Origin of the sequence: Nioella nitratireducens (assembly GCF_001879715.1) — a bacterium.
Taxonomy (GTDB): domain Bacteria; phylum Pseudomonadota; class Alphaproteobacteria; order Rhodobacterales; family Rhodobacteraceae; genus Nioella; species Nioella nitratireducens.
This window is the reverse complement of the sequence record NZ_MNBW01000001.1, coordinates 22397-48119: the sequence shown is the minus strand read 5'-3', so window position 1 is coordinate 48119 and position 25723 is coordinate 22397. Positions and strand designations below refer to the sequence as shown.

Below are 25723 nucleotides of genomic sequence, written 5' to 3'. Positions count from 1 at the left end.
GCCGCACGTGCTTATCGTATGGGTTGAAAGGGGCATTGGTATGAGTTCCAACGCATTGCAGGGCGTGGCCTTCGTGGCTTTGATGGTCATCATCATGATGGCGATCTTCGGCGGCTTCGGGGGGCTCTGAGATGGCACAGCGATATGGCGGGAAATTCAGCCCCGATCCTGCGTCCAATGAAAGTCACGCGCCCGAGCCACGGCCCCTTGAGGCCAGCTTTCGCGGGCGCAGCCCGGCGCGGTTCGGCGCCAGGATCAACATCTTGTTCATTGCGCCGCTCTTCATCTTCCTGACGGCCTTCTGGCAGCCGGTGACCGGCATGGTGACCGATCTTGCGGGCGGGGCGGTGATGCTGCTGGCGGCGTGGCTGCTGCGCGACGGGGTTCGGGCCGAAGACGCATATAACGAGCGCAAGGTGGCCCGTCGTCCGGCGATCCCGCGCAAGATGTTTGCCTCGGTCCTGACCGGGCTGGGCGTGGCGCTGGTGATCTTTGGCGGGCAATGGAACCCGTTTACGGCAGGGTTGATCGGGGTTGTGGCGGCGGGTCTGCATCTGTTTTCCTTCGGTCTCGACCCGCTGCGGGACAAGGGACTCGAAGGTGTCGACCGCTTTCAGTCCGACCGCGTGGCGCGCAAGGTGGACGCCGCCGAAGAGATGCTGGAAAGCATGCGCGCGGCCATCGACCGGACCGGGGACCGCCAGTTGGTCAGCCGGGTCGATGCGTTTCAGGCGACCGCGCGCCAGATGTTCCGCACCGTCGAGGATGACCCCCGCGACCTGACGCAGGCGCGCAAGTACCTGACCGTCTATTTGCAGGGGGCCCGGGATGCGACGACCAAATATGCCGATCTTCACGGCACCGCGCGCGATTACTCGGCGCGGTCCGATTATCTTGAGCTCTTGAACGACCTTGAAACCAATTTCGCGGCCCGGACCCAGAAAATGCTGGTCTCGGACCGTGGTGACCTCGACGTTGAAATCGAGGTTCTCCGCGACCGGCTGAGCCGGGACAACCTGCATATTGAGACATAAGGACCAAAAACCATGAGTGATCAAACCCGCCAACAGGCCGAGGCCGCTGCGCAGCTGGTCGATGAAATCAATGCTGTCGTGTTGCAAGAACCGGCCGGAGATCTTGTGCCGCTGTCGGAAGCGCCCGCGCCCACGGCCGAGGAAATCCGCACCCGCATGGCGCAGCTCGACATGGGCGACACCAATTCCATCGTGACCTTCGGTTCGTCCGCGCAGGAAGAACTGCAAACTATTTCGCAGGCGATGCTGGACGGGGTGAAGAACAAGGACGTGGGCCCGGCGGGCGACTCCTTGCGCGAAATCGTGGGCACCATTCGCGGCTTTTCGGTGGATGAACTGGATCCGGGCCGCAAGCGGTCCTGGTGGGAAAAGCTGTTTGGCAAGGCCAAGCCGCTGCATGACTTCATGGCGCGGTACGAAGATGTACAGGGCCAGATCGACCGCATCACCGATGAGCTTCTGAGCCATGAGCACATGCTCATGAAGGACATCAAGTCGCTCGACATGCTTTATGACAAGACGCTGGCCTTCTATGACGAACTGGCGCTTTACATCGCGGCGGGCGAGGAAAAGCTGAAGGAACTGGACGAGGAAACCATTCCGGCAAAAGAGGCCGAGGTCGCAGCGGCGCCCGAAAACGAACAGGTCATGAAGGCGCAGGAACTGCGTGATCTGCGCGCTGCGCGGGACGATCTGGAACGCCGGGTGCATGACCTCAAGCTGACCCGCCAGGTGACCATGCAGTCGCTGCCCTCGATCCGTTTGGTGCAGGAAAACGACAAGTCGCTGGTCACCAAGATCAACTCGACCCTCGTCAACACCGTGCCGCTCTGGGAAACCCAGCTGGCGCAGGCGCTGACCATCCAGCGCTCGACCGAGGCTGCCCGCGCGGTGCGCGAGGCCAATGACCTGACCAACGAATTGCTGACCTCGAATGCCGCCAACCTGCGCGAATCCAACAAGATGGTACGCCAGGAGATGGAACGTGGCGTGTTCGATATCGAGGCGGTCAAACAGGCCAATGCCGACCTGATCGCCACCATCGAGGAAAGCCTTCAGATCGCGGACGAGGGCAAGCGCCGCCGGGCCGAGGCCGAAGCCGATATGAAGAAGATGGAACACGATCTGCGCGACACGCTGGCGTCGGCCACGGCGCGCCGCAACGGGACCGGCGACAATGTCGGCACCTCTGTGCCGCAGGGCTGAGTGCGGACAGGGATGGGGCCGGGAATGACAGTTCGTTGGATCACGCCTCTTGCCGTCACCGCCTTGGCGGTGCTGGCGGGATGCGATGACGCACCGGCCCCGCAATCCCCCCCGCAACCAACCGCGCCAGAGGTCGCGCCGCCATCCGTCGAACCGTCCGAGGAAAGCCTGGCCTATGCCCGCTATTACCAAGGGGTGCAGCAACGGCTGCTGACGCATGGCCTGTTGCGCACCGATGGGGGCGGGCCGGATACGCCCATTCTGGCGCGCAATCTGGTGGCGAATTTCGAACGCATCGCGCTTTACGACGAATACACCCTGTCGGGGGGGCGGTTCGTTGCGCAACAGACGCCGTCGGTGCTGCGCCGGTGGGAACGCCCGGTGCGCATTCAGGCCCATTTCGGTGCGTCAGTTCCCGAGGAGATGCGCGATCAGGACCGGGGCACGCTGGCCCGCTACGCCGACCGGCTGGCCGGGGCCACGGGCCATTCGATCCGCGCCGTCGGCTCTGGCGGGAATTTCCACGTGCTCTTCCTCAACCGCGATGAGCAGGTGGCGGCGGGGCCGCTCTTGCGCCGGATCATGCCCGAGATCAGCGACGCCACGGTCCGCGAGATCACCACGCTGCCGCGCTATAATTTCTGCTCGGTCTATGCCGTGTCCGAGGCCGACGCCCCCTCGGTCTATGTCGCGGCCATCGCCTTTATCCGAACCGAACACCCCGACCTGCTGCGCCGGTCCTGCATCCACGAAGAGGTGGCGCAGGCGCTTGGCCTGCCCAATGACAGCCCCACAGTGCGGCCCTCGATCTTCAACGATGACGAGGAATTCGCGCTTTTGACGACCCATGACGAGATGCTCTTGCACATGCTTTACGACCCCCGTTTGCAGCCCGGCATGACCCCGGACCAGGCCCGCCCCTATCTGCGCGAGCTTGCGGACGAATTGGTCGGCGGGCCAAGCTGAGCCAAGAGAGACTTTCACAGGAGGACCACATGTCCATTTTCGATTTCCTGTCCGGCCAGTTCATTGATGTCATTCACTGGACCGACGACACCCGCGATACCATGGTCTGGCGCTTCGAGCGTCAGGGCCACGAGATCAAATACGGCGCCAAGCTGACAGTGCGCGAAGGGCAGGCGGCGGTCTTTGTCCATGAAGGGCAGATGGCGGATGTGTTCACGCCGGGCCTTTACATGTTGGAGACCAACAACATGCCGATCATGACCAGCCTTCAGCACTGGTCGCACGGCTTTCAGTCGCCGTTCAAATCCGAGATCTATTTCGTCAACACCAACCGCTTCACCGACCTGAAATGGGGCACCAAGAACCCGATCATGCTGCGCGACCCGGAATTCGGGCCGACCCGCATCCGCGCCTATGGCACCTATACGGTGAAGGTGAAGGATCCGGGCACGTTCATGACCGAGATCGTCGGCACGGATGGGGAATTTACCACAGACGAGGTGACCTTTCAGATCCGCAATATCATCGTGCAGGAATTTTCCCGCGTGATCGGATCGGCGGGGATCCCGGTGCTCGACATGGCGGGAAATACCGGCGAGGTGGGGCGCATGATGGCCGAGGCCATTTCCGGCACCATCGCGCAATACGGGCTGGACCTGCCCGAACTATACATCGAGAACATCAGCCTGCCGCCGGCGGTCGAGGCCGCGCTGGACAAGCGCACGTCGATGGGGGTCGTGGGCGATCTGAACCGCTATACCCAGTTTTCGGCGGCCGAGGCGATGACCGCCGCCGCGCAGAACCCGAATGGCGGCGGGGCCGCCACCGGCATGGGGTTGGGCATGGGCATGGCGATGGCCAACCAGATGGCGGGTGCGATGAACCAAGGGCCGTGGGGCGCCGCGCCACAACAACAGGCACAGCCCCAAGCCGCCGCCGCCCCGCCGCCGCCGCCGGTCGAACATGTCTGGCACGTCGCCGAAAACGGCCAGACCAAGGGGCCGTTTTCGCGTGCGACAATGGGCCAGATGGCGACCCGCGGAGAACTGACGCGACAGACCTTTGTCTGGACCGCGGGGCAAGATGGCTGGAAGAAGGCAGAGGATGTGGCAGAGCTGGCGCAGCTCTTCACCGTCATGCCGCCACCGCCCCCGCCGGGTGTCTGATATCCGCCGACGGAACCTTGTCGGTCCCGCGTGAAAGGTGTTGAAAGAGTGAAAGAGAAAGGGATCTCTATGTCGTCACGTTCCGGGTATTCCCGTCTTCAGATCGGCCTGCACTGGCTGATCGCGTTGTTGATCTTCGCCGGGTGGTTCACCGGTGAGGGCATGGGGCGCGCGCTGCATGACCGTTTGCAGGCTGGCTCCACCGGCTTTAGCGATGCAACGGTTCATGTGTGGCTGGGGGTCGGCATCTTTGCGCTGATCGCGATCCGCATTCTTGTGCGGCTGATGCAGGGCGCCCCCGCGGCGGCCCATGGCGGTTCGGCCCTGATGGATGCGGCAGCGGTCTGGGGGCACCGGGTTCTTTACCTGCTGATGATCCTCGCCCCGCTTGGCGGCGTGGTGACGTGGTTTGTCGGGATCGAGTCGGCGGGCGAGATTCACGCGCTGATCGGCAATGCGCTGTTCTTCGTGGCGTTGGCCCATGCGGCGGCGGCGATCCTGCATCAGGTGGTGCTGAAGGACGGCACGCTGACCCGGATGGTCCGGCCTCGGGGCTGATCGAGCTTGCCGTGTCAGGGGCCTTGAAATGCGCTCGGCTGCGCCTGATGATGCGGTCGAGTCCTTCCCATTCCAAAGCAGATTATTGATAGCTCATGTCCGACACGCCCCCGCCGCCGCCCGGTTCCGCCCCACCCCCGTCGTCTGACGATGACGAGCAAGAGGTGGCCGCGCCCTCGGGCAGCGAAGAACACCGCTTTCCCTGCACCCAATGCGGTGCCGATTTCCGGTTCGATCCGGTGGCGGGCAAGCTGATCTGCGACCATTGCGGCAATGTCGAGGATTTCGAGGGGGGCGAGGACGTTCCCGCGATCCGCGAGTTGGATTTCGAGGCCGCGCTCGGGGCGCAATTGCCCGATGCAGAGATGGAGGAAACCCGCGTTTCCTCTTGCCCCAATTGCGGGGCGCAGGTCGAATTCAGCGCGGACGTTCACTCTTCGGAATGCCCGTTCTGCGCGACGCCGGTGGTGACGGATACCGGCACCCATCGGCATATCAAACCCAAAGGGGTGTTGCCCTTCCAACTGGATGAACGCGCCGCGCACAAGGCCATGACCGAGTGGCTGGGCAAGCTGTGGTTCGCACCCAACGGGCTCAAGGAATATGCCCGCAAGGGGCGCAAGATGAACGGCATCTATGTGCCCTTCTGGACCTATGACGCACAGACCCGAAGCGCCTATCAGGGGCAGCGCGGCACGGTCTACTATGTCACCCGCACCGTCACCCGGAACGGCAAGCCCACCACGGTACGCGAACAGCGTATCCGGTGGCGCAATGTCCGGGGCCGGGTGCAGCGCTTCTTCGACGATGTGCTGGTGCTGGCCTCTCGCTCGCTTCCCAAGAAATACACCGACAACCTTGCGCCGTGGAACCTGAACGCGCTGGAACCATATACGCCGCATTTCCTCGCCGGGTTCCGGGCCGAGGGTTATACGGTCGATCTGTCAGAAGGATTTGACGAGGCGCGCGAGATCATGGATGCCCAGATCCGCCGCGATATCCGTTTCGACATCGGCGGCGACCGCCAGCGGATTACCCATGTCGATACGGACGTGTCGGGCGTCACCTTCAAGCATATCCTGCTGCCGGTCTGGATGGCGGCCTATAAATACAAAGGCAAAAGTTATCGCTTCGTGGTCAACGGTCAATCCGGCCGGGTGCAGGGCGAACGGCCCTGGTCGGCCATCAAGATCGCCATCGCGGTGATCCTAGGCCTGATTGTCGCCGCCGGAATCGGCTATCTCTACGCGATGAACAAATGAGCGATGCCGACGCGCTGTCGCGCATCCTGGACTCGCGATATTCCTGCCGCGGGTTCAACCCCGATCCGTTGCCTGAAGACCTGATAGAAGAGATCGTGGCCGAGGCGCAGAAAGTGCCAAGCTGGTGCAACGCGCAGCCGTGGGAATTGGTCGTCACGCGTCCGGCGGAAACCGACCGCCTGCGGGCGGCGTTGGCCGAGGACATGGCGCGCGCCAGCCATTCGCCCGACATTCCGTTCCCCGAACGCTATTCCGGCCCTTATAAAGAGCGGCGCTCGGTCTGTGGCTGGCAGCTTTACGGCGCTGTAGGCGTCGAGAAGGGCGACCGCGATGGTTCTACCCGGCAGATGATGGAGAATTTCCGCTTCTTCGGCGCGCCCCATGTGGCCATCCTGACCAGCGCGGCCGAGCTTGGACCCTATGCCTTGGTCGATTGCGGCGGGTTTTTGACCGGGTTCACGCTGGCCGCCGCCGCGCGCGGCGTTGCCACGATCCCGCAGGCCGCGTTGGCCAGCTATGCGCCGTTCCTGCACCGCTTTTTCGACTTGCCCGAGACGCGGCAGGTGGTTTGCGCGGTTTCCATCGGCCGGGAGGATAGCGATCACCCGGCCAACGGATTTCGCACCACGCGCGCGCCGCTGACCGAGGCGCTGCGCTGGCAGGGCTGACGCTCAGCCCCGGTTTATCGCCACCTTCTTGGCCTGCGGTGTTTCCGGGCCTTTCTTGGCGATGCTCAGGGTCAAGACCCCGTCTTTCAGGTCGGCACCGATCTGTTCGGCATCGGCATCGGGCGGCAGGCGGAAACTGCGCGAGAACGCGCCGTATTGCCGTTCGCTGAAATACCACGTCTCGCCTTTTTCCTCGCGGGTCGACTTCTTTTCGCCCTGCACGGTGACGACACCGTCATGCACGCTGACGTCGATATCCTTGTCCTCGACTCCGGGCAGTTCCATCACGATGCGATAGGCGTGCGCGTCAACGGCGGCCTCGGACGCGGGGGCGAACCAGTCGGCAACCTGATGCCCGATATTGCGGAAAGGTTGGAACATTGCCGGCCAGCCGCCGGAGGTGTGGGACGTTTCGACCATAACGATCATCCTCCTTCCATATTGCTGAAGGGCCTTGGCCCGATGCAGAAAGAGTGTCTCATCCAAGCCGGATTCGCTTTGACCGGCGTCAAATTCAGCCTGCGAGGTATCTTATGCGCGCCCTTTTGCAACGTGTTTCCGAGGCTGCCGTGCGTGTTGACGGCGACGTGATCGGCCAGACCGGGCCGGGCCTTTTGATCCTTGTCTGCGCGATGCAGGGCGATGGCGAAACGCAGGCCGAGGCCTTGGCCGCCAAGATTTCCAAGCTGCGAATTTTCGAGGATGATGCGGGCAAGATGAATCGCTCGGTTCTGGATGTGGGCGGCGGTGCTCTGGTGGTCAGCCAGTTCACGCTGGCCGCCGACACCTCGCGCGGGAACAGACCGGGCTTTTCGACAGCGGCGCATCCATTGTTGGGTGAACCGCTCTACCGCCATTTCGCCAACCATCTGGCGTCGCTTGGGGTGCCAGTGGAAACGGGCCGCTTCGGGGCGGATATGAAAGTGTCGCTGATCAACGATGGGCCGGTGACGATCTCGATGGAGATGTGATCGCCCCGACGCTGGACTGGACCCGCGCCGCGAAGACTGTATGGTCAGCGCAGGATTTTTCTGCGAGTGCGAAACGCAATGCCCGACACACCCGACATGCTGCAGATCACGCCATCGGCGCCGATCCAGACGGACCAGCACGGCAACCGGGCCAAGTGCCTTCAGCGGCTGGTGCGGCTTGAACTGCCGGTGCCACTGTCGGTCGCGCTGTCTTTCGACACGGTGCGCGGGTTGGCCTTGGGTCATTTGCCGGACATGACCGCCTTGGCGGGAATCTTCGACGATGGCGACCTGCTTTCAGTGCGCTCGTCCAGTCAGGCGCCCGATTGGGGTGGGCCGGGCAGCGTGCTGAACATCGGCATGAACGATGCGGTTGCCGCGCGGATTGCAAAGGAACATGGGCAAGCGGCGGCGGATGCGCTTTACCTGTCCTTCATACGGTCCTACGCGGTCGATGTCTTGCGGCTGGACGAAGACCTGTTCGCCGCCCCGATCACGCCGCGTCTGGCGCTGGCCCATTTCGAAGACGAGATGGAAGATCCGTTCCCGCAGGACGTGGAAACCCAGTTGACCGAGGTGCTGCGCGCCATGGCCCGCGCCTGGGAAGGCACCAGTGCCCGCCTGCTGCGCCAAGCCAAGGGCGCGCCTGCCGATGCGGGGCTGGGGCTGATCGTGCAGCGCATGGCGCTGTCTATCGGCAAGGAAGAAACCGGCGCCGGTGTCGTGCAATTCGTCTCGTCGGAAAGCGGTTTTGCGCAGATCACCGGGCGGTATCTGCCGCAAAGCCAGGGCCGTGCCGCGCTGAGCGAGGCGGCGGCACAGTTCATCGAGACCGATGAGCGCGGCGTGGCGTTGGAAGACCGTTGCCCCAAGCAGGTCGAGGCTCTGCGGCAGGCGGGCAAACTCATTCGCACGCGGCTGCGCGAAGAGATGCAGATCGAATTCACGCTCATGGAAGGCAAGCTTGCCATCCTCGACGCGGTGCGCGTGCCGCGGTCTGCCCGGGGGGACGTGCGGATTGCCGTCGATCTGGCCGAGGATGGAGTCATCTCTCGGGACGACGCGTTGACGCGGGTCGCGCCCTTCACCCTCAACCAACTGATGCACCGGCAAGTCAACCCCGAGGGGCCGAAAGACCTGTTGACCCGCGGCATCGCTGCCGCGCCGGGGGCGGCCACGGGCAAGATCGTGTTCACCGCTTCTGCAGCGCAATCGGCCTCGTCCAAGGGGGAGCCCTGTATTCTGGTGCGGCGCGAAACCAGCCCCGAGGATATTCGCGGCATGCATGCCGCCGACGCGATTTTGACCGAGCGGGGCGGGATGACCAGCCATGCCGCCGTGATCGCGCGCGGACTGGGTGTGCCCTGCGTCTCCGGGGCCACGGACCTGCAACTGGACCACCGCAAGAAGACCCTGACCGTGCCGGGCCGCCGGGTCTTTCACGAGGGTGACGTGATCACCGTCGATGGCAGCTCGGGCGAGGTTCTGGTGGGCGCGGCGACCATGATCGAACCGGCCATGGGCGGGGCCTTTGCCACGTTGCTGAGATGGGCTGACGACGCGCGCGACATCGGTATTCGCGCCAATGCCGACACGCCCGAAGATGCCCGACTGGCCCAAACCTTTGGCGTCGACGGGATCGGCCTGTGCCGGACCGAGCACATGTTCTTCGATCCGATCCGTCTGACGGTGATGCGCGAGATGATCTTCGCCGAGGATCAAGAGGATCGAAAAGCCGCGCTGGAACGCCTGTTGCCGATGCAACGCGGCGATTTCATCGAGCTTTTCAAGCTGATGGAGGGTCAGCCGGTCTGCATCCGCCTGTTCGACCCGCCTTTGCACGAGTTTCTGCCCGGCGACCGCGACGGCATCCGGGCCTTGGCCGCCGCGCTGGATCTGCCGGTCAGCCGCGTCGCGGCGCGGATCGAGAACTTACAGGAATTCAACCCCATGTTGGGGATGCGGGGCGTGCGGCTCGGCATTACTGTGCCCGGCATCTACTCGATGCAGGCGCGCGCCATCTTCGAGGCCACCGTTGTCGCCTCGCAGGGCAAGGAGCCGGTTGTGCCCGAGATCATGATCCCGCTGGTCAGCGCCAAGCGCGAGGTCGAGTTGATCAAGGATCGCGTCGATGCCGTCGCCGCCGCCGTGCGCAACGAGACCGGGACGCAGTTCACCTATCGGCTTGGGGTCATGGTGGAAACGCCGCGCGCAGCACTGCGCGCGGGCGAAATCGCGGAACACGCCGCTTTCCTGTCCTTCGGCACCAACGACCTGACCCAGATGACCTATGGTCTCAGCCGCGACGACGCGGGCCGCTTCATGTCGGTCTATGTCAATCAGGGGGTGTTCCCGGAAGACCCGTTCCAGCGACTTGATCGCGACGGGGTAGGAGAGCTGTTGTTGCTGGGGGCGGAACGTGGACGCCAAGCGCGCCCCGACGTGACCCTGTCGATCTGCGGCGAACATGGCGGTGACCCCGATTCGATCGCGTTCAGCCGGGCGGCGGGGTTCGATTATGTCTCTTGTTCGCCGTTCCGGGTGCCGGTTGCCAAACTCGCGGCCGCACAACTGGCTATTTCTGACACAATAGAGTCGTGATTCCAGCGCACTAATAGACGTCGTTAAACGATTCCCTTGCGGATGGATGCCTAGCTGTTGGGGGTTTGTTAAGCGATGGTCACTAGATTAAGCGCTGGTTTGGCCCATCGGGGCTGATCCGGTATACGACATGAGGTCGAAGCAGTGCCGGAGCAACCGGCCAATTGGGGATGCCCAGAATGGGACAGTTTAAGATCAAGCGCGCCGTCATGGCCGCTGCTGCCGCGCTCTTGCTGACCACCGGTCTGGCAAGCGCAGATGTTACCGCGTCCACGTCGACGGACCCAACGCATTCGCTCGGCTCTCTCTTCACGTCGGTGATGGGGCAAGAGCATGACGGAATGCGCTCGGTCAGCCCACTGCGGCTGGCCAGCATCGGATCGCCCTTCACCGGACGGCGCAGTTCCACAGGAGGCGCCGCGCCCTACACGGCTGCCGAACTTGATGCGATGCCGCGTGCCCATGGCGGGCGCCAGTGGCAATGCATGGCAGAAGCCCTCTATTTCGAGGCGCGCGGCGAAAGCGTCGAGGGCCAGTTCGCGGTCGCGGAAGTGATCCTGAACCGCGTCGACAATCCCGACTATCCCAACACGATCTGCGGCGTGGTCAATCAGGGCACCGGTCGGCGCTTTGCCTGCCAGTTCACCTATACCTGTGACGGCCGCCCCGAAACGATTACCGAGACCGCGATCTACGACCGCCTTGGCAAGATCGCCCGTGTGATGATCAATGGCGGGCCAAGAAACCTAACCGGTGGTGCAACCCATTACCACGCCAACTGGGTCAATCCTCGTTGGGCGCAGGTGTTTCCGCAGACCGCCGAAATCGGCGTTCATCGGTTCTATCGCGAAAACTGATCCACGTCGCTTTCCCGGCGCGGGGCGACGTTGGCGAGGGGTGCAATGCGCCCCTTGGCTTGCTATCAGGATGCGATCTTGCCTGCCCGACCCAGAGGAGCCGCGCCATGTCCGATGAAACCCGCCTCGCCTTTGCGCATCCTTCAGAACGGGCCAAGGCGACCGCCGGCCCCGATCCGCTGGATCGCATCAGCCTGTCCGATCACGAGCGTGACGTTGAAATCGGCGCCTTTCAACAGGAACGGGGGCTGCTGCAGAGGGTGCGGTTCAACGTGGTGGTCGAAGTGCGCTCTGCCGCCGATCCCGATGCCGACGATGTCGACCGCATCCTGTCCTATGATACCATCGTCGAGGCCATCGACCACGAGTTGCAGGCCGAGCGCCTGAACCTTCTGGAAACCCTTGCCGCCCGCATCGCCGAGCGGGTTCTGGCCCATCCGCTGGCCGCCCGCTGCTTCGTGCGGATCGAAAAGCTCGACCGGGGTCCGTTCGCCCTTGGGGTCGAGATCGTGCGCACCGCGCCGGACCGCCCGCGCCTGTCCTTGCTGACCGATGGCACCCCGCATCCGCTGGTGGTGTATTTGTCGAATGCCGCTATCGCCCGCGACGACATGCCGGCGCTATTGGACCGGCTGGAAGCGCAGGGGGCGCCCGTTATCCTCTGTGTGGGCCGCCCCGAGGGCACCGTGCCGCAGGCCGCGCATGCGATGCCGCAACGCCGCATCGACCTGCTGGCCATCGAACAAAACGCATGGATTCTCGCCTCGCGCGATGATCGCTGCGTGGTGGTGGACAGCCGGACCGAGCTGGATTGGGCGATGAAGCACGGCCGGATCTCGGTCTGGGCGCCGTCCAAGCTGGTGCTGGACAGCGTGGATGGCCCGCAGACATCGGAACGCGAGGGGGAGCCGCTGGCGCTGTGGCTTGCCGAGAGCTTCGAGGCGCGGGACGTGTTGTTCCTTGGCGGCGACGCCCCTGAGACGGCGTTGCCACTGACGGTTCTCGGCCCGGAGGCGATGCCCGAGGTCTGAGGCTTGCCGCGCGGACCTGCCGGGGCTATCGGAAGGGCGACCGCCCGGCTCGTTGCGCGCCTCCTTGACCTCACTCTGCGGTGGAGCACGGGCACGATCGGACGAGCGCGAATGCGATGCGACAAGGACGAGGCCCCGAATGACGCTCTACTACCGCCCGATCCCGCAGGCCGACCCGGCCCGACCACCCGAGGCGCTGGCGCTTGCCGGTACGCGCGTCTGGTTCACCCATGTCGAGGAACTGGCGCGCGGATGCGCCCCCCGTGTGATCCCGGCGGCTGCGGTTCCGTCCGGCGTGCTGGCCCGTCTTACGGCGGCGCGCGCGCCGATTGCCGGGCTTGCGTTGGACATGCCACGGATCATGGGCATCCTCAACCTGACACCTGACAGTTTCTCGGATGGCGGCAAGTTCAACAATCCCGAGGCCGCGATGGCGCAGGTTCGGCGGATGCTGGACGAGGGCGCGCATATTCTGGACCTTGGCGGCGAAAGCACCCGGCCGGGCGCGCAAGAGGTGCCAGTGATGGAAGAGGTCGCCCGCACCGCCCCGGTGATCGAGGCGATCCGGGCCGCAGGCATCACAACCCCAATCTCGATCGACACCCGCAAGGCCGCTGTCGCGCAGGCAGCGCTGGCCGCCGGGGCGGACCTGATCAACGATGTCTCTGCCTTCACCTTCGACCCGGCCACCCGGACGGTTGCCGCCGAGACACGTGCGCCCGTGTGCCTGATGCACGCCCAAGGTCTGCCCGAGGACATGCAGGACAATCCCGACTATGCGGATGTGTTGCTGGATGTTTATGACAGCCTTGAAACATCGGTCGATTGCGCTGTTCAAGCCGGCATTCCCCGCGACCGCATCATCGTTGACCCCGGCATCGGGTTCGGCAAGAGCGAGACCCACAACCTCGCGCTGATCGGGCGGATTTCGGTCTTTCACGGCCTTGGCTGTCCGATATTGCTGGGCGTGTCGCGCAAGGGGTCGATCGGGCGTATCGGAAACATCCCCAACGCTCACGAGCGTGGCCCCGCATCGGCAGCAATTGGCCTATGGGCCTTGGGGCAGGGGGTCCAGTTGCTACGGGTCCATGATATAGAAGTGCACCGGCAAATGATCGCGCTTTGGAGCGCGGCAGAACGAGGGCAGGCATGACTCGAAAACTCTTTGGCACCGATGGCGTCCGTGGGCGCGCCAACACCTATCCGATGACCGCAGAACTCGCGCTGAAACTGGGCGCGGCGGCAGGCCGGTATTTCCGGCGCGACCAGAGTGCGGGCCACCGGGTGGTGATTGGCAAGGACACGCGGCTGTCGGGTTACATGATCGAGAATGCGTTGACGGCAGGCTTTACCTCGACCGGCATGAACGTGCTGCTGTTGGGGCCGGTGCCGACGCCTGCCGTGGGGATGCTGACCCCGTCGATGCGGGCCGATGTGGGGGTGATGATTTCCGCCAGCCACAACCCGGCTACGGATAACGGTATCAAGTTCTTCGGCCCTGACGGCTTCAAGCTGTCTGACGAGGCCGAAACCGAGATCGAGCGCCTGGTTCATTCCGATCTGCAACCGGCGCAATCCGAGAATATCGGTCGCGCCAAGCGGATTGACGATGGCCGTGCGCGCTATGTCGAGCGGGTCAAGGGCACGGTGCCGCACGGGCTGGACCTCGATGGGCTGAAGGTCGTGATCGACTGTGCAAACGGCGCGGCATACCGGGCGGCGCCCGAGGTGCTGTGGGAACTGGGGGCAGAGGTGATCCCGCTCGGGGTCGATCCTAACGGGGTCAACATCAATGACGGGGTCGGCTCAACCAAGCCGCAGGCGGCGCAGGCCAAGATCCGGGAAGTGGGTGCCGATGTCGGCATTTGTCTCGACGGCGATGCCGACCGGGTGATCTTGATCGACGAGAATGGCGAGGTGGCCGATGGTGACCAGATCATGGCGCTGTTCGCGAACCGGTGGGCCGAAGAGGGGCGTTTGAAGGGCCAGACGCTGGCGGCGACGGTCATGTCCAACCTCGGGTTGGAGAGGTTTCTGGCGGAACGGGCGATATCGTTGCACCGTACCCCCGTCGGCGACCGCTACGTTGTCGAGGCGATGCGCCAGCAAGGGCTGAACCTTGGCGGCGAGCAATCGGGCCATATCGTGATGACGGACTATGCCACCACTGGCGACGGGCTGATCGCGGGGCTGCAATTCCTGTCCGAGATGGTGCGCACCGGGAAACGGGCAAGCGATTTGGCCCGCAATTTCGAGCGGGTGCCGCAACTGTTGCAAAACGTGAGGTTCTCGGCCGGGCAAACTCCGCTGGACGAGGTCGCGGTGCAACAGGCCATCGCCACCGCCGAAGCGCGGCTGGTGGGCAACGGGCGACTGTTGATCCGTAAATCGGGCACTGAGCCGTTGATCCGCGTGATGGCGGAATGCGAGGACGAGGGCCTGTTGCAGAACGTGGTGGGCGAGGTCGTCGCGGCGGTCGAACGGGTCGTCTGACCCCGACGCATTTACTCCTCTTGTTGGATAACGCGGGCGGTTACGAAAAGTATCAGGTTGCTTTGTTCCGAGGGCCTCGACCGACGGAACAGGTGGCCGACCACTGGCAGGTCCCCCAACACGGGCACAGACAATTGTTGGTGGTTGTTCCGGTTGGGGACTTGGTAGATTATCCCGCCGACCACGATTGATGTGGGGCTTCGCACATCCGTTTCCGCTACGCGGGTCACAAGGGCAGGATCGCCGGACAGCCGAACATTGGACAGAAATTCCATGCCGGGCCCGTTCGCCCGCGGCGCGGCAGCACTGTTGGCGTCCATGGTGACCATCGGCTGGCTGAGGACTGAGATGCGCGCCGCCCTTTGCACTTGGCGGGCCACCCCGTTCACGTTGGCAAGTTCGATCAAACGCAGGATGCGCGGCGCACCCCCAAGAAGCTGTGGCAGCCCCTCGGCCAGACGATGAACCCATGGAAGCCGCAATCGTCTGAGGACATCGAATTCCGTGTCATCTTCATCTTCAATAAAGGCGTATCGCGATATTGCCGGTGTCGGCACCAAACCGGTGACAAGGCCACTCCCGGCAAGACCGGACATGAACAGACGTCTGTCCACGGCAAGTCCTCCCCCAAAAAAGTAAAGTCCCTCGTGGCGAGAGGATACCACGGAATTTCAGAATCGCCGAATGGTCAGAGATCAGCCGATAAAGAGCCGCTTCAGCGCCCCCCATTGGCTGAGGAAGACACCCGCGAGGATCAGGGCAAGCGCCGACAGCAGCGAGGGTGGTAAGGGTTCGCTCAGGACGAGCGAGCCAAGGATGACCGAATTCACCGGCACGATGTAGTTGGTGAGGCTCATGAACGTTGGGCCGGCGCTGCGGATGACCACGACGCGCAGGATATTTGCCGCCGCCGTCGGCACAAGGCCGAGCAGGGCCAGAACCGCGAGGGTTTCGCCCGAGGGCATCGGGGGCGGGCCTTCCACGACCCACGCGGCGGGGATGACAATGGCCGCGCCGATGACCAGAAGGATCGTGGCCAGCCCGATCGGGTCAATCGCGGGCAGCCGCCGCATCAACACCGAACTGACCGCATAACACCCCGCCGCCCCGAGACAGGCGGCGCGACCGAAGGGCTCCAGCCCCGCCCCGGTCGAGGCGAAGGCCTGCGTGCCGATCAGCACCACGACCCCGGCGAACCCGATAAGAAAGCCGATGGCGCGGCGCAGGGTGATCTGTTCTCCCGGCACCAGAAAATGAGCCAACGGCAACACCATCAACGCCACGGCGGCCATCGAGACCCCGGCAAAGCCCGAGGTCACGTATTGCTGGCCCCAACTGAGCAGCATGAACGGCACGGCGGAGCTGAGCGCGCCGATGATGGTCAGCATTGGCCAGTCGCGGTCTTTGGTGACGAACAGCTTGGCGCCGCGTGCCACCCAGACCACCACCATAAGCGCGGCGGCAAAGCCGATCCGCCCGGACGCAAGCCAGAACGGGCTGATGCCACGCAGCGCGATCTCGATCACCATAAAGGTCGCGCCCCACGTCACCCCGAGGGCAAGCACCATGAGCCAGCTTGAGCGGGTGATCTGGGGATGTGTCATGGGAAGGCTCCTTCTGCCCGCGCACCAGACAGCGGTGCGCGGGGAAGGTCAATGGGCGTTCAGCGCGGGCTATCCTGCCAGTCTCACACGAAATCCACCAGCTTGCTGAACGGCATTTCCCGCAGGCGCTGGCCGGTGGCGGAAAAGATGGCGTTGGCAAGTGCAGGGGCGGCTGGCGGCACGGGCGGTTCGCCGATGCCGTGCACGTCCCCGCCAAGCTCTACCGCGCGAACGGCGATGCGGGGCGCTTGCCATATCCGCATTCCGTCGTGTTGGTCGAAGTTCAGTTGGTTGGCCATGCCGTCGGAATAGGTGATCTCGCAGTTGATCGCGTGGCCGAGGCCCCAGACGATGGCCCCTTGCACATGGTTTTCGAAGTTCACCGGGTCGACGACCGTCCCGACCTCTGCCGCTGCCCAGACATCGTGGATGCGAATGCCCCGGTCGGTGGCCTCGACTTCGATCACTTCCGCGACCGGCACGCCGAAGCTTTCCACCATGGCCAGACCAAGGCCACGCCCCTCGGGCAGGGAGCGGCCCCAATCCGACATCTCTCCTACCGCCTCCAGCACCGCCCGCGCGCGGGGATTGCTGGCCAGCCGCAGCCGTTCCTGCAACGGGTCCGCCCCGGCGGCGTGGATCACTTCATCGAGAAACCCTTCGCCGAAGAAGCCGCCGGTCGAAGCCCCGACCGAACGCCAGCTTGAGGTCGGCGCCAGGCCCGGCACCGCGTAGGCGCGGACGCGATAGGATGGGATGGCATAGGGCGCGTTCCACACGCCCGCCGGGATTTGCGTGTCCGGGCCGGGAACGCTTTGCCCCAGGCGGCCCATTTGCGAGCGCGAGCTGCTGACCGTGGCGATCTGGATATCGGTGGCCGCGACCCGGCCATCCGCCGCTGCGCCCCTTGCACGGGCCATGCCGATCTGGCGCGGGAAATCATGGGCGAAATCCTCTTCCCGCTGATAGGTCAGTTTCACTGGCGTTCCGCGCATCTGGTTGGCAATCTCGGCCGCCTGCACAACATGGTCGAATTCGAGCCGGTGCCCAAAGCTGCCGCCCGCGAACTGGTTGTGAAAGGTCACTTGTTCGGGCTCGTGCCCGGTGACGCCGGCCACCATCTGTTGCAGAAAGCGCGGCATCTGATGGCCGGTCCAGACCTCGACCCCGGCCTCGGTCACCCGCACCACGGCGTTCAGCGGCTCCAGTGGCTGGTGGGCCACGTAGGGCGCGCGGTATTCGGCCTCGATGACATCGCCGGTCAGGGCCGCGTCGATATCGCCGTCATTGCGCCATTCCTTGTCGAGGCGCTCGTCGGTGAAGCTGGACGCGACGGCGGCCCAATGGCCATCCATCTCGGCGGGGTAGGGGGCCGGTCCCCAGTCGCAGTCGATGGCGTTGACGGCCTGAAAGGCGCGCCACGTGTTGTCGGCGATAGCGGCCACGCCATCGGTGACTTCCAAAACCGTTTGCACCCCGCGCATGGTTTCGGCGGTCGATGCGTCGTAGCCATTGAGCGCGCCCCGGCGCGGGTTGATGCGCACGGCGGCGTGCACCATGCCTTCGATCTCGGTGTCGATGCCGTAGTGTTGCTGGCCGGTGGATTTTGCCACGATATCCATCCGTTCGGTCGGCTGCCCGATCAGGCGCCATTCCGAGGGTTGGCGCAGCGGGGCGTCTTCGACCGGTTCCAGCGTGGCGGCGGTGGCGGCAAGCCCGGTATACGGAAGGCGGGTGCCATCGGGCAAAACGACCGCGCCAGCATCGGTGGCAAGGCGATCCACGGCAATGCCGGTCTCTTGCGCGGCGGCCAGCTTCAGCGTTTCGCGGGCCATCGCGCCAGCCTGTCGCAGCTTGTCAAAGCTGTCGGGGGTCGAACTGGAGCCGCCGGTGCCCTGTAGGCCGATGATCTTGAAGACCGCCCCCATGGCGCCGCGTGTTGTCCGCGCCATCAGGCCATGATCAGACGACCGGAAGGGGGCCGCATCACCGGCCATCGCGGTGTTCCAATATGCTGCCGCAGGGGCACCGAAATCGGTGTCGAACTGCCCCGGCTCCAGGTCCATCTCTTCGGCCAGAAGGGTCGCTTGCATATGCATGGCGCCCTGGCCCAGATCAGCATGGGGGGTGATCAGCGTGATCCGCTCTGGCCCGATCAAGACCCACGGGTTGAAGGTTACTTCTCCGGCGTCCAACCCGTCCGCCAGTGGGTTGGCGTGGGGACGGCGCACCATGTAGGTACCGAACGCGATGCCGCCTGCAAATGCGGCGGCCCCGACAAGGAAGCTGCGCCGGGCGATTTTTCCGAGTTTGCTCATGGCTTACCCCTCTCTCAGGCGGGCGGCGGCGTCGTGGATGGCGGCGCGAATGCGGGGATAGGTGCCACAGCGACACAGGTTGCCGCCCATGATCGAGTCGATATCCTCGTCGGTCGGATCCGGTGTTCCGGCCAGCAGATCGGCGGCCTGCATCATCTGCCCCGATTGGCAATAGCCGCACTGGGCAACCTGATGCGCAATCCACGCCTCTTGCACGGCGTGCAGCGTATCACCGGGGGCGAGCCCTTCCAGCGTGGTGATCTCGGCCCCCTCCAGCGTGCTGGCGGGCACTTGGCAAGAACGGGTGGCGAAACCGTCGATATGCACCGTGCAGGCCCCGCATTGGGCGATGCCGCAGCCATATTTCACGCTCTTCAGGCCAAGCTCGTCTCTCAGCACCCACAAAAGCGGCATGTCCTCTTCGACATCCACTTCGTGGGGCGTTCCGTTCACCGTGAATTGCATATGCGTCCTCGTCCTTTGGTGTCCGCCTGGTCCAAAGGTAGGGCGGCAGATGGGGTCTGTCACTTGCAGATCCCGCCAAATCCCCTGCTTTCCTTGCCGTCACTTTTCGCGCGGATCGGTGTCAGAGCTCGGCTTGAAAGGCGGTGCGCAGGCGGTCGGTGTAATAAACCAGCGTGGGCGTCGGCGCCTTGCTTGCGGCATCGAGAGCGTCGCGCAGGCCCTGCGGCGTTTCGGCTTCGGCGACTTTCCAGCCCGAGGCCGCAGCCAGCCCGCGGAGATCGGGTGTGTAGAGATCGACGCCCACGGTGCCGATGCCTCGGGCTTCCATGAAGCTCTTGATCTCGCCATAGCCGGAATTGTCGTAGAGCATCACGATCACCGGTGTTCCGGCCTCGACTGCGCTGGCCATTTCGGGCGCGGTGAACTGAAAGCCACCATCCCCCGCCAGTGCCACGACGGGCGAGTCGGTGGTCAGCTTGGCGCCAATGGCGGCAGGCAGGCCGTAACCGAGCGTGCCAAAGCCCGTGGTCGAGCTGTGGTAGGTGCCGGGCCTTGCGGCTGCGTATCCAAGGTTGCCCGCATAGGTTGCCTGCGAACTGTCGCCCATGAAGATTACGCCGGGCAGGGCGTCGCGGGTGGCTTCGAGCATCTTCAGATCGCCGCGCATCGCGTCATCGAGCGCGGTGCGCCCTGCGTTGGCCGCTGCCGCGCGCGCTGCGCCATCCTTGCTGTCACCGGGCGGGCAGCGGTCCAGCAGCCCCTCGACCATGGCGGCGGCATCGGCCACGATCCCCAGGTTGGGCCCCGGATCGGGCGCAGCGCTGCGGGCCAGTTGCACCGGGTCGAGATCGACGCGGATGACCTCGCCGGTCAGGGTAAAGCCGTCGTCCTCGAACATGTCGTAATCGGTGCGCCCCATCTCGGTGCCGAGGGCCAGCACCACGTCTGCCGCCGCGATCATTGCACGGGTTTCCGGCATGGACGCCGAAAGGCTGACGCCGAGCGGATGATCCGGCGCCAGCAGGCCCCTTGCATTCGCGGTCATCACGACGGGCGCGTCAAGCGCTTCGGCAAGGGACCGCAGCCCCATGGCATGGCGGGCGCCGCCGCCGGCAAGGATCACCGGGGCCGACGCGTCCGACAGCCTCCTTGCCGCGGTTTCCAGGGCCGCCGGGTCGGGCGCAGCCCGCGCCAGCCGCATCGGCCCTTTGGGCAATGGCAGGTGGTCGGCCGAGGCCGTCATGATGTTGATCGGAATTTCGAGATGGACCGGGCGGGCGCGCGCCCCGTCGAAAATGGCAAAGGCCTGCGCCAGTGCGGGGGCCAGTTCCTCGACCGTGTTGATCGTCCGGCTGAACGCCGCCACGCCCGACACCAGCGCCTGCTGGTTGGGCAATTCGTGCAGCCAGCCCTCGCCCGAGCCCATGCGGCCATGCGCGTTTACCGCCGAAATCACAAGCATGGGGATGGAATCGCCGTAGGCCTGCCCCATGGCCGTGGCGATATTGGTCATGCCGGGACCGGAGATGATGAAGCAGACACCGGGCTTGCCGCCGACGCGGGCATAGCCATCGGCCATGAAGCCCGCGCCCTGTTCGTGGCGCGGCGTGACGTGGCGGATGCCAGAGCCGGGCAGTCCGCGATACAGTTCGACCGTGTGCACCCCCGGTATGCCGAACACCGTATCGACCCCATAGAGGGCGAGAAGACGGGTCAGGTACATTCCCGCAGTGATCCCGGTCACATCTGTCATGTCACGCTCCTTTTTGGCTGTCCGTCGGACAGTTCCAGAGCTTGGGGCCGGGCGCAAGCAGATCGCGCCCGGCAGGGTTTGGTCAGGTCTTAGCCACGCAGCCTGTGGTGCAGCAGGATCGGCACCACGAGGTCTTCCTCATCGGTCAGGTGCCGGGTGAGGAACCCTCCAAGCTGCTCGGCCATGTCGCGCACCGGGCCGGCCTCGTCGGTCATCTGGTCCGGGGCCAGCGTTGCCAGTTGCACAACCCGGTTCGCGCCGCGCGTAAAGCGGTCGAGCAGGTCGTCCAGCGCCACATGATCGCCTTCCAGCATTTCCAACCCGTCGGAAAAGCGGGGATCGGCGCTGTCCAGTTCGGGGAAGAACTTGCGGTCTTCCCACGTGTGGTGCCCGTGCAGGTTGCGCACCAGCAGGTTGCCGAAATGCGCGAGCCGCCCAGCATAGCGACCGGCCTCCATCCCCTTGTCGAGGAAGGTTTCGCTGTCTTCTTGCACGATCTGCCCAAGCTGGCGGAACATTTGATGGGCGCCCATCCAGTTCTGGATAGAGCGGGCGAAAGCGGGATGCGCTGGCCAGCCGTCGCGTGGCAAGTCCCGCATGAGGGTCCGCATTTCGGGCGGAAGGCCCTCGCGTGTCGTGATGTGGTGGGTCATGGCATCTCAAGTGGGTGTTATGTTGTAACGCGACAATCTGCGGGGGCGCACAGGGGCTGGGCCGGATTGCAGAGGTCGCCAAAGCCTGTAGTGTCGGGTCAGGAGGACTTGACAATGACAATCATTCCAGTGGCCGGAAGGCTTGTTGGTGCCGCGCTGGCCCTGTTCATGCAGCCCGCCCTGGTGTCGGCCCAGATGATGCAAGGCCAAGCGGCGGGCCATGGTATGCAGCATCATGGCGCGGATGGGACCGGACATGACGAGGTCAACATGCCGGGGCTTCAGGGGCTGAACGCCACGCCAGAGGAAAGCGCGGATCTGGCCACGATGTTCCGCAACTTTCCGACGATCTACCGCGAGGTGGAAACCCTGCCCAACGGCATCCGGACCGTGACATGGTCGGACGACGCGCAGGTGATGGCGGCCCTTGGGCGACACGTTGCGGGAATGATTGCGCGGGTCGAGGCGGGGGACGATCCACGGATATTCATCCAGAGCCCGACGCTCGATATCTTCTTTGCGCGCCCCGAGGGGCTGGAAACGGATATTGCGCTGACCGATGAAGGGATCGTGGTGACCCAGACCTCGGGCGACCCGGAGTTGGTCGAGGCGATGCACACCCATGCCGCAGAGGTCACGGACATGGCCGACCGGGGCATGCAGGCGGTGCATGAAATGATGATGCGACAGGCGGGGAACTGAGCGGCCCCAAAGAAAAGCGCGGGATGGTGATCCACCCCGCGCCAATCATGTCCGAAAAAGGCTGACCGAAATCAGTTTTTTTCCTTGTCGACCATCTTGCCTGCGGAGATCCACGGCATCATGCCGCGCAGCTTTTCGCCGGTGGCTTCGATCTGATGCTCGTCGTTCAGGCGGCGGGTGCCTTTGAAGAAGGGCTGGCCGACGGTGTTTTCCTGCATGAAGTCACGCACGAACTTGCCGGTCTGGATGTCGCGCAGGATCGCCTTCATCCGGGCCTTGGTTTCGTCATAGGGCAGCACGCGCGGGCCAGAGACGTATTCACCATATTCGGCGGTGTTCGAGATCGAGTAGTTCATGTTGGCAATGCCGCCTTCGTAGATCAGGTCCACGATCAGCTTCACCTCGTGCAGGCACTCGAAATAGGCCATCTCGGGCGCGTAGCCGGCTTCCACGAGGGTTTCGAACCCCATGCGGATCAGCTCGACCAAGCCACCGCAGAGAACGGCCTGTTCCCCGAAGAGGTCGGTTTCACATTCTTCGCGGAAGTTCGTTTCGATGATGCCCGAGCGGCCGCCACCGATGGCAGAGCAATAGGACAGGCCGATTTCCAACGCCTTGCCGGAGGCGTCGTTGTTCACGGCCACGAGGCACGGAACGCCGCCGCCCTTGGTGTATTCGCCGCGCACGGTGTGACCGGGGCCTTTGGGGGCCATCATGATCACATCGACGCCGGGCTTGGGCTCGATCAGGCCGAAATGCACGTTCAGGCCATGGGCAAAGGCAATCGCCGCGCCGTCGCGCAGGTTGTCGTGGACGTATTTCTTGTAGGTTTCGGCCTGAAGCTCATCGGGCATGGTGAACATGATCAGGTCGCACCAGGCAGCTGCCTCGGCGATGCCCATCACTTGAAGGCCTTCGCCTTCGGCCTTCTTGGCCGAGGGAGAGCCTTCGCGCAGCGCGACGACAACGTTCTTGGCACCGGAATCGCGCAGGTTCAGCGCGTGGGCGTGACCCTGCGAGCCGTAGCCGAGGATGGCCACCTTCATGTCTTTGATCAGGTTGATGTCGCAATCGCGATCGTAATAAACGCGCATGATCTCTCCTCTCGGGGTGTGTGTCTGGCGAGCACCCTACGCCTGGGACGCAGAAGATTCCGCTGTCTCTTGGCAATCTTTCGCTTGAATGGTAGAAATTCATTCGTAATTCTTCATTTCAGGAAAGATTGATGCTCGACGACACCGATCGGCGCATTCTGCGGCAGCTTCAGGCCGACCCCGGACTGAGCATGGCCGATCTGGCGGCTGCGAGCGGGATTGCCCCGGCCACCTGCTACAAGCGTGTGGACAGGTTGCAGGCGACAGGCGTGATCCGGGCGACGCGGGCGGTGGTCGATTGGCGGGCCCTGGGCTATACCGTCGAGGTCAGCCTGCGGATCACGCTCGACAAGGCACAGGACAGGGCGTTCGAGGAGTTTCTCGCCGCTGCGCGCGATATTCCCGAGGTGCTGGAAATCCAGTCCTTTCTTGGCCGGGTCGATACACGCCTGACCGTGATTGCCCACGACATGCCGCATTACCAGGAAATCTATCGCAACCGCATCCTGCGGCTGCCGCATATCTCGGATATCGAGGCGCTGATGCATGTCGCGACGATCAAGGATCACGAGACCTTGCCGCTATGATCGAGCTGGACGAGACCGACCGCGCGATTTTGCGGGCGCTGGTGGCGGATGCCACGGTGAAAAGCTCGACCCTCGGGCGGCGGCTGGGACTGTCGCAGCCCGCAACGTGGCGGCGGATCAAACGGCTGGAAGAGGCCGGGGCGATCAGGGGCAGGCGGCTGGATCTGGATCTGGAAAAGCTGGGCTTCGGGGTCATGGTTTTTCTGGGCGTCAAGCTGGCCACCAAGGGGCGGGTAAGCCTTGAGGATTTCGAGCGTGCGGTGACGGCGATTCCGGAAGTGCAGACGGTGCAGCATGTGCTGGGGCTGTATGACTACCGGCTGCGGGTCGTGGCGCGCGACCTGACCGATTTCGAGCGCGTGCTGCGGCGGCGGATCATGACATTGCCCGGTGTGGGCAATGTCGAGGCCAACGTGGTGCTGAGCGAGGAGCGGCGACCGGGGCCTTTGGGATAGGGGCCGGGGTGACGCTCGCCTGCGGCTTCGCCCCACCCGCCCTCCCGCAAGGCGGACATGCCCGGCGAGGTCGCGCTGGTGTTTTGCGTCGGATCGTGAGTATTTGGACCAAGAAGAAGGATGAAGCCGCGAAAGGGAGATCCCATGTCCGCCTTGCTCAAAACCGTCGATCCCGATGGGCTGCTCGAATTTTCGGTCGTGTTCACCGACCGGTCCCTGAACCACATGTCGAAGCAGTTCCAGCAGGTGATGCGGGATATCAATGACGGGTTGAAGCGGGTTTACAATGCTGATGCGACGGCGCTGGTCCCCGGCGGCGGCACCTTCGGGATGGAGGCGGTGGCGCGGCAATTCGCGACCGGGCAGAAGGTGCTGGTGGTCCGCAACGGCTGGTTCTCTTTCCGCTGGAGCCAGATCATCGACGCGGGTCGGATCGCCGAAGAAACGGTGGTGATGAAGGCGCGGCAAACCGGAAATGAGCCGACCGCGCCTTTTGCCCCTGCCCCGATCGACGAGGTGGTGGCGCGGATACATGCGGAAAAGCCGGCGGTCGTGTTCGCGCCGCATGTAGAGACATCTTCGGGCATCATCCTGCCGGATGATTACGTGACGGCGTTGGCCGGGGCTGCGCATGACGTTGGCGCCCTGATGGTGCTGGATTGCATCGCGTCGGGCTGTGCCTGGGTCGACATGAAGGCCACGGGCGTGGATGTGTTGATCTCGGCACCGCAAAAGGGCTGGTCCTCGACGCCCTGTGCCGGTCTGGTAATGTTGTCGGAACGGGCGCTTGCGCGGATGGAAGAGACCGAGAGCACCTCTTTCGCGGCGGATCTCAGGAAATGGCGGGCGATCATGGCGGCCTATGAAAATGGCGGACATGCCTATCACGCGACCATGCCGACCGATGGGCTCAAGGCGTTCCGCGATACCATGACCGAAACGCTGGACTACGGCACCGATGCCCTGTGCGACGCCCAGTGGGACCTGGGAACCAAGGTGCGAACCCTGTTGGCGGCACGCGGGATCGGGTCGGTTGCCGCCGAAGGGTTCGGCGCGCCGGGGGTGGTGGTCAGCTACACCGATGATCCCGGTGTTCAGAACGGTGCGAAGTTCTCGGCCCAAGGGGTGCAGATCGCGGCAGGAGTGCCGTTGCAGGTGGATGAGCCGCAGGGGTTCTCGACCTTCCGGCTTGGCTTGTTCGGGCTGGACAAGCTTTATGATGTTGATGCCACCGTCGCCCGGCTTGAGGCGGCGTTGGACACCGCCATGGGCTGAATGG

General features: G+C 64.2%; 25 protein-coding genes. 17 read left to right on the top strand and 8 right to left on the bottom strand.

Annotation, left to right across the window (positions count from 1 at the left end):
• Positions 1–131: 131 nt before the first annotated feature.
• The 7 genes from BKY27_RS00240 to BKY27_RS00210 all read left to right on the top strand — a co-directional run bounded on the left by BKY27_RS00240 (position 132) and on the right by BKY27_RS00210 (position 6860).
• Positions 132–1034 (top strand): 5-bromo-4-chloroindolyl phosphate hydrolysis family protein, encoded by a 903-nt coding sequence (locus BKY27_RS00240; protein WP_071672411.1) that lies wholly within the window; start codon positions 132–134, stop codon positions 1032–1034.
• Between the two features lie 12 nt (positions 1035–1046).
• Complete coding sequence (locus tag BKY27_RS00235; protein ID WP_071672410.1) at positions 1047–2240, top strand: toxic anion resistance protein; 1194 nt, start codon at positions 1047–1049, stop codon at positions 2238–2240.
• Between the two features lie 24 nt (positions 2241–2264).
• Positions 2265–3206 (top strand): DUF2927 domain-containing protein, encoded by a 942-nt coding sequence (locus BKY27_RS00230; protein ID WP_146636131.1) that lies wholly within the window; start codon positions 2265–2267, stop codon positions 3204–3206.
• 29 nt (positions 3207–3235) lie between these two features.
• Complete coding sequence (locus BKY27_RS00225; protein WP_071672408.1) at positions 3236–4372, top strand: SPFH domain-containing protein; 1137 nt, start codon at positions 3236–3238, stop codon at positions 4370–4372.
• A 69-nt stretch (positions 4373–4441) separates the two neighbouring features.
• Complete coding sequence (locus BKY27_RS00220) at positions 4442–4930, top strand: cytochrome b (RefSeq protein ID WP_071672407.1); 489 nt, start codon at positions 4442–4444, stop codon at positions 4928–4930.
• 95 nt (positions 4931–5025) lie between these two features.
• Complete coding sequence (locus tag BKY27_RS00215) at positions 5026–6192, top strand: TFIIB-type zinc finger domain-containing protein (RefSeq protein WP_084667784.1); 1167 nt, start codon at positions 5026–5028, stop codon at positions 6190–6192.
• Positions 6189–6860, top strand: a complete 672-nt coding sequence (locus BKY27_RS00210) for a nitroreductase (RefSeq protein WP_071672406.1) — start codon at positions 6189–6191, stop codon at positions 6858–6860. Before BKY27_RS00215 ends, BKY27_RS00210 begins: the two co-directional genes overlap by 4 nt.
• 3 nt (positions 6861–6863) lie before the next feature.
• Here the strand turns inward: BKY27_RS00210 and BKY27_RS00205 are convergent, their stop codons facing one another.
• Entirely contained in the window at positions 6864–7280 is a 417-nt protein-coding gene (locus BKY27_RS00205; RefSeq protein WP_071672405.1) for an Hsp20/alpha crystallin family protein, read from the bottom strand.
• A gap of 113 nt (positions 7281–7393) precedes the next feature.
• Between BKY27_RS00205 and dtd the strand changes: the two genes are divergently transcribed.
• The 6 genes from dtd (at position 7394) to glmM (ending at position 14813) form a co-directional block, all read left to right on the top strand.
• Positions 7394–7831, top strand: a complete 438-nt coding sequence (dtd, locus tag BKY27_RS00200; RefSeq protein WP_071672404.1) for a D-aminoacyl-tRNA deacylase — start codon at positions 7394–7396, stop codon at positions 7829–7831.
• A 78-nt stretch (positions 7832–7909) separates the two neighbouring features.
• On the top strand, positions 7910–10432 hold the full coding sequence (locus BKY27_RS00195; protein ID WP_071672403.1) for a putative PEP-binding protein: 2523 nt from the start codon (positions 7910–7912) through the stop codon (positions 10430–10432).
• A 179-nt stretch (positions 10433–10611) separates the two neighbouring features.
• Positions 10612–11289 carry a cell wall hydrolase gene (locus tag BKY27_RS00190; RefSeq protein ID WP_233491746.1) on the top strand — a complete coding sequence of 226 codons (678 nt, stop codon included), beginning with the start codon at positions 10612–10614 and terminating at the stop codon, positions 11287–11289.
• Between the two features lie 107 nt (positions 11290–11396).
• Positions 11397–12320 (top strand): dihydroneopterin aldolase, encoded by a 924-nt coding sequence (locus BKY27_RS00185; protein ID WP_071672402.1) that lies wholly within the window; start codon positions 11397–11399, stop codon positions 12318–12320.
• 139 nt (positions 12321–12459) lie between these two features.
• Positions 12460–13473 carry a dihydropteroate synthase gene (gene folP, locus BKY27_RS00180; RefSeq protein WP_071672401.1) on the top strand — a complete coding sequence of 338 codons (1014 nt, stop codon included), beginning with the start codon at positions 12460–12462 and terminating at the stop codon, positions 13471–13473.
• Positions 13470–14813 carry a phosphoglucosamine mutase gene (gene glmM, locus BKY27_RS00175; protein ID WP_071672400.1) on the top strand — a complete coding sequence of 448 codons (1344 nt, stop codon included), beginning with the start codon at positions 13470–13472 and terminating at the stop codon, positions 14811–14813. Before folP ends, glmM begins: the two co-directional genes overlap by 4 nt.
• 11 nt (positions 14814–14824) lie before the next feature.
• On the opposite strand, the gene BKY27_RS00170 is transcribed toward glmM, so the two are convergent.
• The 6 genes from BKY27_RS00170 to BKY27_RS00145 all read right to left on the bottom strand — a co-directional run bounded on the left by BKY27_RS00170 (position 14825) and on the right by BKY27_RS00145 (position 21606).
• The gene (locus BKY27_RS00170; RefSeq protein ID WP_146636130.1) at positions 14825–15427 is read right to left on the bottom strand and encodes a type II and III secretion system protein; all 603 of its coding nucleotides are present in this window, start codon (positions 15425–15427) and stop codon (positions 14825–14827) included.
• 81 nt (positions 15428–15508) lie between these two features.
• A complete protein-coding gene (locus BKY27_RS00165) occupies positions 15509–16417 on the bottom strand; it encodes a DMT family transporter (RefSeq protein ID WP_071672398.1) in 909 nt (302 codons plus the stop codon).
• An 83-nt stretch (positions 16418–16500) separates the two neighbouring features.
• The gene (locus BKY27_RS00160) at positions 16501–18735 is read right to left on the bottom strand and encodes a xanthine dehydrogenase family protein molybdopterin-binding subunit (RefSeq protein WP_071672397.1); all 2235 of its coding nucleotides are present in this window, start codon (positions 18733–18735) and stop codon (positions 16501–16503) included.
• 3 nt (positions 18736–18738) lie between these two features.
• Complete coding sequence (locus BKY27_RS00155; RefSeq protein WP_071672396.1) at positions 18739–19200, bottom strand: (2Fe-2S)-binding protein; 462 nt, start codon at positions 19198–19200, stop codon at positions 18739–18741.
• A 121-nt stretch (positions 19201–19321) separates the two neighbouring features.
• On the bottom strand, positions 19322–20953 hold the full coding sequence (locus tag BKY27_RS00150; RefSeq protein WP_071672395.1) for a 5-guanidino-2-oxopentanoate decarboxylase: 1632 nt from the start codon (positions 20951–20953) through the stop codon (positions 19322–19324).
• Between the two features lie 89 nt (positions 20954–21042).
• Positions 21043–21606 (bottom strand): hemerythrin domain-containing protein, encoded by a 564-nt coding sequence (locus BKY27_RS00145; RefSeq protein WP_071672394.1) that lies wholly within the window; start codon positions 21604–21606, stop codon positions 21043–21045.
• A gap of 114 nt (positions 21607–21720) precedes the next feature.
• On the opposite strand from BKY27_RS00145, the gene BKY27_RS00140 reads away from it, so the two are divergent.
• Entirely contained in the window at positions 21721–22308 is a 588-nt protein-coding gene (locus BKY27_RS00140; RefSeq protein WP_233491745.1) for a hypothetical protein, read from the top strand.
• 71 nt (positions 22309–22379) lie between these two features.
• On the opposite strand, the gene ilvC is transcribed toward BKY27_RS00140, so the two are convergent.
• The gene (ilvC, locus tag BKY27_RS00135; protein WP_071672393.1) at positions 22380–23402 is read right to left on the bottom strand and encodes a ketol-acid reductoisomerase; all 1023 of its coding nucleotides are present in this window, start codon (positions 23400–23402) and stop codon (positions 22380–22382) included.
• A gap of 131 nt (positions 23403–23533) precedes the next feature.
• Here ilvC and BKY27_RS00130 point away from each other — a divergent pair, with 131 nt between their 5' ends.
• The 3 genes from BKY27_RS00130 to BKY27_RS00120 all read left to right on the top strand — a co-directional run bounded on the left by BKY27_RS00130 (position 23534) and on the right by BKY27_RS00120 (position 25719).
• On the top strand, positions 23534–23989 hold the full coding sequence (locus tag BKY27_RS00130) for an Lrp/AsnC family transcriptional regulator (protein WP_071672392.1): 456 nt from the start codon (positions 23534–23536) through the stop codon (positions 23987–23989).
• On the top strand, positions 23986–24444 hold the full coding sequence (locus BKY27_RS00125) for an Lrp/AsnC family transcriptional regulator (protein ID WP_071672391.1): 459 nt from the start codon (positions 23986–23988) through the stop codon (positions 24442–24444). The genes BKY27_RS00130 and BKY27_RS00125 overlap by 4 nt, the downstream gene beginning before the upstream one ends.
• Positions 24445–24588: 144 nt before the next feature.
• A complete protein-coding gene (locus tag BKY27_RS00120) occupies positions 24589–25719 on the top strand; it encodes an aminotransferase class V-fold PLP-dependent enzyme (RefSeq protein WP_071672390.1) in 1131 nt (376 codons plus the stop codon).
• Positions 25720–25723 lie beyond the last annotated feature (4 nt).

Bases quoted from the DNA above. Each gene is read 5' to 3' on its own strand.
- folP (WP_071672401.1), top strand. From the start codon at position 12,460: ATGACGCTCTACTACCGCCCGATCCCGCAGGCCGACCCGGCCCGACCA.
- BKY27_RS00225 (WP_071672408.1), top strand. From the start codon at position 3,236: ATGTCCATTTTCGATTTCCTGTCCGGCCAGTTCATTGATGTCATTCAC.
- BKY27_RS00190 (WP_233491746.1), top strand. From the start codon at position 10,612: ATGGGACAGTTTAAGATCAAGCGCGCCGTCATGGCCGCTGCTGCCGCG.
- BKY27_RS00145 (WP_071672394.1), bottom strand. From the start codon at position 21,606: ATGACCCACCACATCACGACACGCGAGGGCCTTCCGCCCGAAATGCGG.
- BKY27_RS00195 (WP_071672403.1), top strand. From the start codon at position 7,910: ATGCCCGACACACCCGACATGCTGCAGATCACGCCATCGGCGCCGATC.
- BKY27_RS00215 (WP_084667784.1), top strand. From the start codon at position 5,026: ATGTCCGACACGCCCCCGCCGCCGCCCGGTTCCGCCCCACCCCCGTCG.
- glmM (WP_071672400.1), top strand. From the start codon at position 13,470: ATGACTCGAAAACTCTTTGGCACCGATGGCGTCCGTGGGCGCGCCAAC.
- BKY27_RS00165 (WP_071672398.1), bottom strand. From the start codon at position 16,417: ATGACACATCCCCAGATCACCCGCTCAAGCTGGCTCATGGTGCTTGCC.
- BKY27_RS00230 (WP_146636131.1), top strand. From the start codon at position 2,265: ATGACAGTTCGTTGGATCACGCCTCTTGCCGTCACCGCCTTGGCGGTG.
- BKY27_RS00210 (WP_071672406.1), top strand. From the start codon at position 6,189: ATGAGCGATGCCGACGCGCTGTCGCGCATCCTGGACTCGCGATATTCC.
- BKY27_RS00155 (WP_071672396.1), bottom strand. From the start codon at position 19,200: ATGCAATTCACGGTGAACGGAACGCCCCACGAAGTGGATGTCGAAGAG.
- BKY27_RS00235 (WP_071672410.1), top strand. From the start codon at position 1,047: ATGAGTGATCAAACCCGCCAACAGGCCGAGGCCGCTGCGCAGCTGGTC.
- BKY27_RS00240 (WP_071672411.1), top strand. From the start codon at position 132: ATGGCACAGCGATATGGCGGGAAATTCAGCCCCGATCCTGCGTCCAAT.
- BKY27_RS00160 (WP_071672397.1), bottom strand. From the start codon at position 18,735: ATGAGCAAACTCGGAAAAATCGCCCGGCGCAGCTTCCTTGTCGGGGCC.
- ilvC (WP_071672393.1), bottom strand. From the start codon at position 23,402: ATGCGCGTTTATTACGATCGCGATTGCGACATCAACCTGATCAAAGAC.
- BKY27_RS00185 (WP_071672402.1), top strand. From the start codon at position 11,397: ATGTCCGATGAAACCCGCCTCGCCTTTGCGCATCCTTCAGAACGGGCC.
- dtd (WP_071672404.1), top strand. From the start codon at position 7,394: ATGCGCGCCCTTTTGCAACGTGTTTCCGAGGCTGCCGTGCGTGTTGAC.
- BKY27_RS00125 (WP_071672391.1), top strand. From the start codon at position 23,986: ATGATCGAGCTGGACGAGACCGACCGCGCGATTTTGCGGGCGCTGGTG.
- BKY27_RS00150 (WP_071672395.1), bottom strand. From the start codon at position 20,953: ATGACAGATGTGACCGGGATCACTGCGGGAATGTACCTGACCCGTCTT.
- BKY27_RS00120 (WP_071672390.1), top strand. From the start codon at position 24,589: ATGTCCGCCTTGCTCAAAACCGTCGATCCCGATGGGCTGCTCGAATTT.
- BKY27_RS00140 (WP_233491745.1), top strand. From the start codon at position 21,721: ATGACAATCATTCCAGTGGCCGGAAGGCTTGTTGGTGCCGCGCTGGCC.
- BKY27_RS00220 (WP_071672407.1), top strand. From the start codon at position 4,442: ATGTCGTCACGTTCCGGGTATTCCCGTCTTCAGATCGGCCTGCACTGG.
- BKY27_RS00130 (WP_071672392.1), top strand. From the start codon at position 23,534: ATGCTCGACGACACCGATCGGCGCATTCTGCGGCAGCTTCAGGCCGAC.
- BKY27_RS00205 (WP_071672405.1), bottom strand. From the start codon at position 7,280: ATGGTCGAAACGTCCCACACCTCCGGCGGCTGGCCGGCAATGTTCCAA.